The following is a 10,000-nucleotide window of genomic DNA, read 5'->3' on the forward strand; positions in this document are numbered from 1 at the left end:
TTCGTCTTGGTGCCGCCCTGCACGGCCAGACCTGAGGGCTTGTTGATGGCGATGACGTCCTCGTCCTCATAGAGGACCAGCGACTTGGCGTAGCGCACCTCCTGCGGGCTCAGCTCGGCGCGCTCACGCTTCTGCTGTTCCTCGGACGGCGCGTCGGGCAGCGGCGGCACGCGCACGCTCTGACCGGTGCTCAGCCGTGTGTCGGCCTTGGCGCGCGCACCATCGACGCGCACCTGCCCCGACCGCAGCAGCTTGTTGAGCTGAATATGGTTGAGGTGCGGCCAGCGCCGCTTGAAAAACTTGTCGATACGCACCCCGTCTTCGCCCTCGGCGACATACAGGATCTTCACTTCCCTACTCATCCGGCCACTTTCCGAAACACAAACAGACCGATCATGACGGCCAAAATCGCCAGCGCGGCGGAGGACACGGCATAAAACCCCGCCAGCCCGTAGTCTCGCCGCTCCAGCATATGCACCACTTCCAGCGAATAGGTGGAAAAGGTCGTAAACCCGCCCAGAACGCCGACGCCCAGCAGAAGCCTCAGGCGCTCATCGCCCCCCCTGGCCAGCAACCAACCGGCCAGAAGCCCCATCATGAGCCCGCCCAGCAAGTTGGCCACGAACGTGCCGATGGGCCAGCCAAAAGGCATGGCCGCCGTCGGCCACAGACGGGCCAGTCCATAGCGCGCCGCGGAACCGAAGGCTCCACCGATCATGACCAGTAACAAATTAGACATGTCAGGCCTCATACCCCTCTTGGCCCTCAAATCATAGTGTTTTAAGGAGGGGAGCAGACAAATACCAGCAAGGGACTATGCCATGAGCCTGTACGGGGACTACGATCCCAAGAACATCTTCGCCAAGATTCTGGCCGGAGATATCCCCTGCGCCAAGGTCTATGAGGACGCGCGGGTCTTAAGCTTCATGGACGCCTTCCCGCAGACGAGGGGCCATACGCTGGTCATCCCCAAGGTGGCGGCGCGTAACCTGTTCGATATTTCGTCCGAGCACCTGCAAAACCTCATCCACCACACGCAGCGTATCGGCCGCGCTGTGCGCGACGCGCTGGAGCCGGAGGGCCTGCGCATCGCGCAGTTCAACGGCGAGGTGGGCGGACAGACGGTGTTTCACCTGCATTTTCACATTATCCCCTGCTACGCCAACAGCGCGATGAAGCATCATGCGTCGGGTCAGATGGCCGATCTGAAAGATCTTCAGGACATGGCGGCGCGTATCAAGGCCAAGCTGTGATGTTTTTTGTTCTTCGCCATGGTCAGACGGATTGGCCCGTCCCGGCCGCGCAGCGACGGGACAAAAACTAAAGAAACGGATACGCACCCTGATGTTCTTTGTTCTTCGTCACGGTCAGACCGATTGGAACGCCCAGATGCGGCTTCAGGGCTCGACCGACATCCCGCTCAACGACACCGGGCGTGAGCAGGCCCGCGTCGCCGCCCGCTTTCTGGCCGATCAGGGCATTACGCGCATTGTCGCCAGTCCGCTGATCCGCGCCTATGAGACCGCCAATATCGTCGGGCGGGCGCTGGATCTGCCCGTCATCACCGACGGGCGGCTGACCGAGCGACATTTCGGCATCTTTGAGGGCCTGACCATCGACGAGGTCGAAGACCACCGGCGCGAGATGCTGGCGCACATGAACCCCGACCTCGATATCGACGGCAAGCACTACCCGCACAATGCCGAGCGCTTACCCGCCGTTATCGAGCGCGTGCGTGCTTCGGTCGAAGATCACGCCTCGGGCGAGGCCATCCCCCTCTTTGTCTGCCACGGCATTCCGTTCCGCGCCATCGCCCGCGTCTATCTGGGGGAGATGTATTCCAGCCCCAATGCCTGCCCGGTGCGCTATGCGCGTCAGGGCGAAGCATGGGCCATGACCGGCCTCGACCCCGACAATCAGCCGCTGCACGGCGCCTTCTTCAAAGGCCCGACGACCATGGGCCGCATCTGAGCGAAATCCGTAACAATGTTCGATATTTTGTCACAATAATCGCGTTTCATCTGTGAACGGACATAAGTATAGCCAAAGTATATTTTTTCACCTGTTAAACCGAAATTCAGACACCTTCCCTATTATCTCACAAAACGCGCAGAAAAGGCGTGTGAGTTGAGTTTTGTGAAGGTTTTATGACGAACTGGACCTCGGTTATGCAGAAAGCGGCCCAAGTATCGAATATAACAGACACGGTAGAGCCCGTCTCGCCGCAAACCAGCAATTCACAGGTCTATGACGCCTTCCGCGACAATCCCGAACTGCTGGTGCTGGCCGTGGTTGATGGACACGGCACAGTGCTGGGCCTGATCGAACGTCACAGCTTCAATCTCAAAATGGCTTCCGAATACGGTCGCGCCCTGTTCGGCAACAAGTCGGTGACCACCATGATGGACACCCGCCCGCTGACCGTCGAAGCCGATACCCCGCTGCGCGACTTCATGCAGGCCACCCTGGCCGAACGCGCCTCGGAGCTTCTGCGCGGCTTTATCGTCACGCGCGACGGGGCCTATGCCGGGGTCGGCACCACCTTGTCGATCCTGAAGGCGATGAATGACGACCTTCAGGACAGTCTGCTGCAACAACGCGAAATGGTCACCGATCTGATCCGCCTCAGCGCCGAGTCGCAGCGGCAGCAATCCTTCCTCAACACCATTATCGACAATATTCCGGCCATGGTGCTGGTCAAGGACGCCCATTCGCGCGTCAGGCTGATCAATCCCGCCGGCGAGGACATGCTGGGCGTCAAGCGCAGCGACGTGGTGGGCAAGACCAGCCACGACATCTTCCCGGCCGAGCAGGCCGACACCTTCACCCGCTCCGACCGCCGCGTTCTGGCCAGCGGCGAAGCGGTGATGATCGAAGAGGAAGCCATCTATAATGGCGAGCGCCAGCGCACGGTGCAGCTCAAAAAGACCGTCCTGCGCGGCCCGGATGGCTCACCCGACAGCATACTGACTCTGGGCATCGACCTGACCGAGCAGAAGGCCGCCGAAGCACGCATCGCGCAACTGGCGCACTATGATCCGCTGACCGGTCTGGGCAACCGCACCCTCTATACTCACGAGATCGAGCAGGCCCTCAGCCGCGTGCAGCGCCACGGCCACCACCTCGCCCTGCATTGTCTGGACCTCGATCGCTTCAAGACGGTCAACGATTCCTTTGGCCATCTGGCGGGCGACGCCCTGTTGCGTCAGGTGGGTGAGCGCCTGAAGCTCTGCGTGCGCAAGGGCGACTTCATCGCGCGCATGGGCGGTGACGAATTCGCCATCATCCAGAATATCGAGCGCCCCGAAGACGCCCGCTGCCTGGCGGAGCGCGTCATTGAGGTCATGAAATCGCCGTTCGATATCAACGGCATCCGCCTCGAAGCCGGGGTCAGCGTCGGTATCGCGCTCGCCCCCGAAGACGCCGCCGACGCCAATAACCTTTTGTCGCGCGCCGATCTGGCCCTTTATCGCGTCAAGTCCGAAGGCCGCAACGGCTGGTGCTTCTATCACGCCGAAATGGACGCCGTAGTGCAACAGCGCCTCGAGATGGAGCACGAACTGCGCAAGGCCCTGAGCGACCAGCAATTCCAGTTGCATTTCCAGCCCCTGCTCAATCTCGACAGTGGCGAGGTGGTGTCGTTCGAGGCGCTCCTGCGCTGGCATCACCCCCACCGCGGCATGGTTTCGCCTGGCGAATTCATACCGGTGGCCGAAGACAGCGGCCTGATCGGCCCCATCGGCGACTGGGTGCTGCGCGAAGCCTGCCGTCAGGCGGCGCAGTGGCCCACGCCGTGGCGCATCGCCGTCAATATCTCACCGCTGCAATTCCGTGATGGGTCTCTGCCTAAGCTGGTCAAAGAGGCACTGAAAGCCTCAGGCCTCGACCCGCGTCGTCTGGAGCTGGAAATCACCGAAAGCGTGCTGCTGGCCGACGAAAAGCACAATCTCAAAATCCTCAATACGGTGCGCGATATGGGCGTGCGTATCGCCATGGACGATTTCGGCACCGGCTATTCCTCGCTCAGCTATCTGCGCGCCTTCCCCTTCGACAAGATCAAGATTGATCAGTCCTTCGTGCGCGACCTGCCGCACGATCAGAACGCCCTGTCGATCATCCGCGCCATCTCCGACATGGCCGAGGCGTTAGGCGTACACATCACCGCCGAAGGGGTCGAAACCGAAGCCCAGATGGAAGCGCTGAAAGCCATGAACTGCCGCGAGGCGCAGGGCTATCTGATCGGCCGCCCCGCCGCCGCCATTGAAGCCTATGCCGCCGTGAAGGTGGCCTGAGCGCGCGCATAACGTCTTTATTTTTTAACCGTCAAGCGGACATTCAAACCTGAGCCGCGGCCGGACATGATGTTTCCATACCGAGGGAACTAAACCCTCACGCTGAAAAGGAAACCCGCATGTCCCTTCTGTCTCTGGTCGCCATCCTGATCGTCGTCGGTGTGCTCTTGTGGCTGGTCAACACCTACATCCCGATGGACCCCAAGATTAAAAACATCCTCAACGCCGTGGTGGTGATCGGCGTGGTGATATGGCTGCTTCAGGTATTCGGTCTGCTGGGCTCGCTCAGCACTATCCGCGTGGGCTAGCAGGGCCACAGGCCCTGCACCCGTAAATTGGAGCGCGGTTCAACACTTGCGCTTACTTGTCCGCATGATCGCCTCTCCTCCCCATTCCATGGGGAGGTGGCAGTGAGCGCAAGCGAACTGACGGAGGGGTACACGCCTGCCAACAGCATACCCCTCCGGCGGGACTTCGCCCGCCACCTCCCCACCTGTGGGGAGGAGAAACGCAGCACGCGCTACGCCGCCGGTTCCCACAACTCGATCGCATTACCCTCCGGATCGTGAATGCGCGCAAAACGCCCCACCCCCGGCATATCCCAGTCCGGCTGAGTGATCACCTCAATCCCTGCCGCGCGAAGGGCCGTACAGAGATGATCCAGCCCTTCGACGCGCAGATTGAGCATCCACTGACGATCCGCCGCGAAATAGTCGGTATCCGCCGCAAACGGCGAAAAGACGCTCGGCCCGGCCTGCGTATCCCAATGGCCATAGGGCCCGGCGCCGACGCCCAGATGCTCGGCATACCACGCCGCCAGGGCCTTCGGGTCTTTGGCCCGGAAGAAGAAACCGCCGACTCCCGTCACACCCATAGCCGCCTCCTGTCTATGGGTTAAGGCGTATCAGGCCGTCAGGCTGTGCACAAGCTAAGCCATACGCTGCATCAGCGACGACTGGCTGAAGATCTCGACCGAGCGCAGGCGCGCCTCAATATCGTGGATCGGCATGGAGATGATCAGTTCATCCGCCTCGGTCGCCGCGAGGAAGTTTTCCAGCTTGCGCTCTATGGTCTGCGGTGAGCCGACCACCGCATATTGCAGCATATGATCGACCATCTGCGTCTCTTCGGGGCTGAGCTGGAGCCCGCGCACCGGTGCCGGAAACGGCTTGCGCTCATTGCGCCGCAGCGCCGCGAAGGCCTGCCGCATCGAGGTGAACAGGTACTGCGCCTCCTCATCCGTATCGGCCGCGACGCCCATAATGCCGACCATGGCTTTTGGGTGCGGATTGTCCGTCGAGGGCCGGTACTGCTGACGATAGAGACGCAGCGCCTGATGCAGCAAATCCGGCGCAAAGTGCGAGGCAAAGGCATAGGGCAGGCCCATCTGCGCCGCCAGTTGCGCGCCATAGGTGCTCGACCCCAGGACCCAGATCGGCACCTTGGCGCCAAAGCCCGGCACGGCCAGTATCGGCTCTGAGCCATCCGGATCATCCATCAGCCGACGCAGCTCCGCCACATCATAGGGAAAGCTGTCCACGCCGCTGTCCATATTTCGCCGCAGCGCCCGCGCCGTGCGCATATCCGTGCCCGGCGCGCGCCCCAGCCCCAGATCGACCCGCCCCGGAAACAGCGCCTCCAGCGTGCCGAACTGCTCGGCAATCACCAGCGGCGCGTGATTGGGCAGCATGATGCCGCCCGAACCGATGCGAATGGTCGAGGTATGGTGCCCGACATGCGCAATCGCCACCGCCGTCGCCGAAGACGCCACCCCCGGCATCCCGTGATGCTCGGCCAGCCAGTAGCGATGATATCCCAAAGCCTCGGCCTGACGCGCCATGCGCGCCGTATTGGCAAAGGCGTCGGCGACACGGCTCCCCTCCCCGACCTGCGACAAATCCAGAATGGAAAAGGGGACCATATAACGCCTCATAGAGCTTGCTGAGGGCTTATGTAGGCGATCCGGTTACGATTACCAGAGGCGGCGATAGTGAGCCGTATGTCGCAGGCGACATAAAACGCCTGCGCCGTGTAACAAAAATATGACTAACCATGCAGGCGAGCCCTCTGGACGGCTCGCGCAACTTATGACAACACTGTCAAAATAATAAGAAAGTACAGGCAAGTGGAACAGCGTAATGATAACTCTCATCGTGGCCGGCATCGGCCTTTACGGCGCAGCCGTCGTCTTCTCGGTCATCGCCAGCGAATTCTGGGGACATAATTGACATAAACGTCAGTTATCGGAATTCGCTCCGGCATAGCCCTCTCAAACAAAACCGACCTGCTCACCCGGCGTCATCTGACGTCGGGTGACTGGTGTTTGGTGAGGATGACGATGGGGTGGGCTGCGCTGCACTTCGCCGAAGCCCATTTATGATGGGTTCGAAGTCCCGGACACAGACCATGAAAAAAGCCCCCATGAAGGTCATGGGGGCAAGTCCGGAGATGTACGCGTACTAGAGATTTATGTCGAAGCCTAAGCGGACATAACGGGGGGACTGGTAAGAGGTGGGGACGCCATAGCTCGGATCAGCAATGCCTTGCGTGCTTTCCCCCGTTTCATAGCGCTCCTGCACACCCTTGCGGTTGAACAGATTGAAGACGTCGGCCCGCAAAGTGACCTTCGGCCCGGAGAGGGTCTTGGTCTCATAACGCACGGACATGTCCATATTGTAGATCCAGTCGGTCTCCAGACCGGTGCCACGCGGGACTTCCTTGCCCATGCAGAAGTGAGACGCGGCGCCATAGCCGTTTTCAAAGTTGTCGTAACTGTTGGCCGGATAATAGCCCCAGCAGCTCAGTTTTCTGGGCGAAGCGACCTGAAGCTGTGTACCGACACTGAGCTTGTCCGTCACCTTGTAGCTGCCCCACAGTTTCAGCTTGTGCTTGCGGTGATTAGGCAGGTAGCCCGTTGCGCCGACGGTGAAGCCCGGCTGGTCGAAGTCCTGCGTGATACCTGCGTCGGACTGACCGAAGTCAGACTGCACATAGCCTTCCGAATTCCCCTTGCTCGACGACAGGGTGTAGGAACCGTTCAGGCCCCATTTGCCGTCGAAGGCGCGCTTGAATGTAAATTCCAGCGCCTCGTACTTGCGGGTGGCCTTGGGATAACCCAGATCCGAAGCCGAGAAGGTGACCGTGCGTTGCGTCGTTTCACCAGGTAGCGGCGAATTGAGCACGATGGTCGAAGCGACGCCGGGGTTCAGGATGGTGTACTGGTGATAGCCGGACCAAATGTTTTCACAGCCAGAGATTTTGTTCGCCTTGCAGTAGGCAATAACGGCCGCATCGATAGCTGAGTCTTCTGCTGTCTGTTTCAGATCGCGGTTAGTATAAGTCAGGCCCACCGTCCACAGATCTGTGAGCTTATGCTCGACGCCGAGGATAATTTCATCTTCCTTGGTCGCTTCGAGATTGCGCGCCAGTGAAGAGGTCGGGTCCTGCACTTGGCCGGAACCGGTGACCGCACAGGACTTCGAACCGGCCGCCACAGAGCCAGTTGTCAGTGCCAGAGGACAGGCAACACCACCCGTCCAGTTGGTGAGTTGCTTGGCCAGTATCGGCGTGCCATCGCTGTTGGTGCCGCTGAACGTCCAGTATTCGCTGAAGAAGTATTCCTGAGCGCCCTGACGATAGGCGGTGTTACCGGCGATCGGCAGATAGTAGGTGCCATAGAAGCCGTAGACACGGGTCTTACGTTCTTCACCCAAGGTGTAGTTAAAGCCGACCCGCGGGGCCGTCAGTTCGTTCAGATCGACATATTGTGACCCATTGGCGGTAAAGTTATTGAACTCATCCAGTCGCACACCTAGGTTCAGGGTCAGGCGATCCGTCACCTTCCATTCGTCCTGAATGTAGTAGGAGTCATTCTGGGATTTGAAAGCCCCGCCGGTCTTGTAATAGCCGAGACGCACATAGGCCGAAGTGGAGGTGAGACCAAGGCCCGCTCCGGACCCCGTGGAGCAGCGAGCGCTGGTTCCGCAGTTGGAATAGATATAGTAGATACCGTCACCCGTGCCCTGAGTGAAGTGTTCCAGCAGGTTTTCTTCCCGCTCGAAACCTACCCGCACATGGTGATCCCCCAGCAGCGAGAAGAACAGGTCGCCATCCACCCGTGAGAAGGTACGCTCCGTACGCTGTGGGAAGCCACGAGTCGTCGAACGCTGGGCGTTACCAAAGGGACGCCCCAGAACCGAGCGACCACTGGTACCGTCTGAAACGTAGGTACCAAACGCGCTGCCGGAAATACCGATGCTTTCGCTCTTGTCGTTGTTTTTGCCATAGGCCGCCGACAGGGTGAACCAGTCGGTCAGACGGCCAGTGTACTTGAATACATAGCTGGGGTCGCCATAGACGCTGTCGCTGACGCCCGTGACGTTTCCGATTTCACCCGTATCGACATTGTATTCATAGCTGGAATAGCGGGTCTTGCCGGTGTTGTCGAAATAGGTGGCTTCGAGGTGATGGTTTTCCGTTATGTAGCCATCCAGCTTGAGCGCATGGTACATATTGTTCGACTTGGCCACGGACATACCGCCAGAGGTGTCTCCGTCGCGAGTATCTCCCTTGTTGTATTCACCGACATAGTAGAAGAACAGTTTCTCCTTGAGGATCGGACCACCCAATTCTACGCTTGTGCTGCTGGAGGAATTATAGTCCCAGTGATTGGGAGTCCAGAGTTCATCAACGACGTTATTCTTGCTATCGTAGTTTTTACCCACGATGTCTGGCGCTTTTTCACGCAGTGAGTTGGGCGTATAGTTGAAATGCAGAGCCGCCTTGAAATTGTTGGAGCCTGACTTCGACACCTGATTCACCACACCGCCGGTGGCACGGCCAAACTCAGCGGGATATCCTCCGTTTTTGACTTCCACCGCTTTGATAAAATCAAACGGCACATAGGACGAGCCCAGGTACTTATTGAAGTCGGTAATATTCATACCGTTGAAATAGTAGGCATTTTCAGCCACCGACGACCCGCCAATCGACGCGAGATTGCCAAAGGCACTGTCGCCGCCGACGGTACCGGGCGACATCAGCACCAGAGCGGTCAGGTTGCGCGACACCGGCACATCCTTGGTCAGGTTCTCCACGTCGATCACCACGCCGGTGGTTGAGCCGCTAAACGCCGCCCGTTTGCGAGAACCGGTAACCACAACTTCCTGAACGGCCCCTTGTGCACTCAGGGAGATGTCGTAGGCGATAGATTTGGAGATTTCGACGGTAACGCCGGACTCCTTCGCACTTGCGAAGCCTGAGGCTTCGACTTTCAGCTCATAATCGCCGGCCGGTAGCCCGGAGAAGAGGTAGGAGCCACCGTTATTCGTTTTCGCCGTGCGCACCGTCCCCTGAGAACTTGACGTAATGGTCACTGTTGCGCCGGCCACAGGCTTTCCGCTGGCGTCAACTACACGCCCGGTAATGCTACCCGAGGTATAGTCTTGCGCGAGCGCCGCTGAAGGAAGGGCTCCAGCCATAAGCGGTATTAATACACCCGCGCCCATGGACATGGAAAGTCCGATGGCTCCGGAGAGGAGCCATGATTTTCTGGATAAATGTCTCATTATTTCAGTATCTAATCAGATATACCTGATCATCCCCCATTAATGCGCAACTCAAAATGAGCGCGCTTCTGAGGGAACTTCATCTGCTTTGGCGCGCCCTTGTCAAACGATTGACTCGTTTCTTGTGACACATTCTTATCA

8 protein-coding genes and 1 pseudogene are annotated in these 10,000 nt (G+C 59.2%); 4 read left to right on the plus strand and 5 right to left on the minus strand.

Going from position 1 to position 10,000, the window contains the following annotated elements:
* A pseudogene (locus tag LDL37_RS01605) lies at window positions 1-362 on the minus strand (RluA family pseudouridine synthase); the annotation flags it as partial.
* The gene (gene crcB / locus LDL37_RS01610) at window positions 359-739 is read right to left on the minus strand and encodes a fluoride efflux transporter CrcB (protein ID WP_290793345.1); all 381 of its coding nucleotides are present in this window, start codon (window positions 737-739) and stop codon (window positions 359-361) included. The gene crcB and the pseudogene LDL37_RS01605, both read right to left, overlap by 4 nt.
* Before the next feature lie 82 nt (window positions 740-821).
* Here crcB and LDL37_RS01615 point away from each other — a divergent pair, with 82 nt between their 5' ends.
* The 4 genes from LDL37_RS01615 (at window position 822) to LDL37_RS01630 (ending at window position 4,600) form a co-directional block, all read left to right on the plus strand.
* Window positions 822-1,253 carry an HIT family protein gene (locus LDL37_RS01615; protein WP_290793347.1) on the plus strand — a complete coding sequence of 144 codons (432 nt, stop codon included), beginning with the start codon at window positions 822-824 and terminating at the stop codon, window positions 1,251-1,253.
* A gap of 91 nt (window positions 1,254-1,344) precedes the next feature.
* Window positions 1,345-1,971, plus strand: coding sequence for a histidine phosphatase family protein (locus tag LDL37_RS01620; protein WP_290793349.1), 627 nt, complete (start codon window positions 1,345-1,347; stop codon window positions 1,969-1,971).
* A 176-nt stretch (window positions 1,972-2,147) separates the two neighbouring features.
* Entirely contained in the window at window positions 2,148-4,292 is a 2,145-nt protein-coding gene (locus LDL37_RS01625; protein ID WP_290793351.1) for an EAL domain-containing protein, read from the plus strand.
* Between the two features lie 119 nt (window positions 4,293-4,411).
* The gene (locus LDL37_RS01630) at window positions 4,412-4,600 is read left to right on the plus strand and encodes a Thivi_2564 family membrane protein (RefSeq protein ID WP_126424059.1); all 189 of its coding nucleotides are present in this window, start codon (window positions 4,412-4,414) and stop codon (window positions 4,598-4,600) included.
* A gap of 212 nt (window positions 4,601-4,812) precedes the next feature.
* On the opposite strand, the gene LDL37_RS01635 is transcribed toward LDL37_RS01630, so the two are convergent.
* The 3 genes from LDL37_RS01635 to LDL37_RS01645 all read right to left on the minus strand — a co-directional run bounded on the left by LDL37_RS01635 (window position 4,813) and on the right by LDL37_RS01645 (window position 9,859).
* Window positions 4,813-5,166 (minus strand): VOC family protein, encoded by a 354-nt coding sequence (locus tag LDL37_RS01635; RefSeq protein ID WP_290793354.1) that lies wholly within the window; start codon window positions 5,164-5,166, stop codon window positions 4,813-4,815.
* Between the two features lie 54 nt (window positions 5,167-5,220).
* On the minus strand, window positions 5,221-6,213 hold the full coding sequence (locus tag LDL37_RS01640; RefSeq protein ID WP_290793357.1) for an LLM class flavin-dependent oxidoreductase: 993 nt from the start codon (window positions 6,211-6,213) through the stop codon (window positions 5,221-5,223).
* Between the two features lie 538 nt (window positions 6,214-6,751).
* On the minus strand, window positions 6,752-9,859 hold the full coding sequence (locus LDL37_RS01645; RefSeq protein WP_366509209.1) for a TonB-dependent receptor: 3,108 nt from the start codon (window positions 9,857-9,859) through the stop codon (window positions 6,752-6,754).
* Window positions 9,860-10,000 lie beyond the last annotated feature (141 nt).

Origin of the sequence: Asticcacaulis sp. (genome assembly GCF_020217185.1) — a bacterium.
Taxonomy (GTDB): Bacteria; Pseudomonadota; Alphaproteobacteria; order Caulobacterales; family Caulobacteraceae; genus Asticcacaulis.

Excerpts from the sequence above, each read along its gene's own strand:
- crcB (WP_290793345.1), bottom strand. The coding sequence starts at position 739 with ATGTCTAATTTGTTACTGGTCATGATCGGTGGAGCCTTCGGTTCCGCG.
- LDL37_RS01620 (WP_290793349.1), top strand. The coding sequence starts at position 1,345 with ATGTTCTTTGTTCTTCGTCACGGTCAGACCGATTGGAACGCCCAGATG.
- LDL37_RS01635 (WP_290793354.1), bottom strand. The coding sequence starts at position 5,166 with ATGGGTGTGACGGGAGTCGGCGGTTTCTTCTTCCGGGCCAAAGACCCG.
- LDL37_RS01645 (WP_366509209.1), bottom strand. The coding sequence starts at position 9,859 with ATGAGACATTTATCCAGAAAATCATGGCTCCTCTCCGGAGCCATCGGA.
- LDL37_RS01615 (WP_290793347.1), top strand. The coding sequence starts at position 822 with ATGAGCCTGTACGGGGACTACGATCCCAAGAACATCTTCGCCAAGATT.
- LDL37_RS01625 (WP_290793351.1), top strand. The coding sequence starts at position 2,148 with ATGACGAACTGGACCTCGGTTATGCAGAAAGCGGCCCAAGTATCGAAT.
- LDL37_RS01640 (WP_290793357.1), bottom strand. The coding sequence starts at position 6,213 with ATGGTCCCCTTTTCCATTCTGGATTTGTCGCAGGTCGGGGAGGGGAGC.
- LDL37_RS01630 (WP_126424059.1), top strand. The coding sequence starts at position 4,412 with ATGTCCCTTCTGTCTCTGGTCGCCATCCTGATCGTCGTCGGTGTGCTC.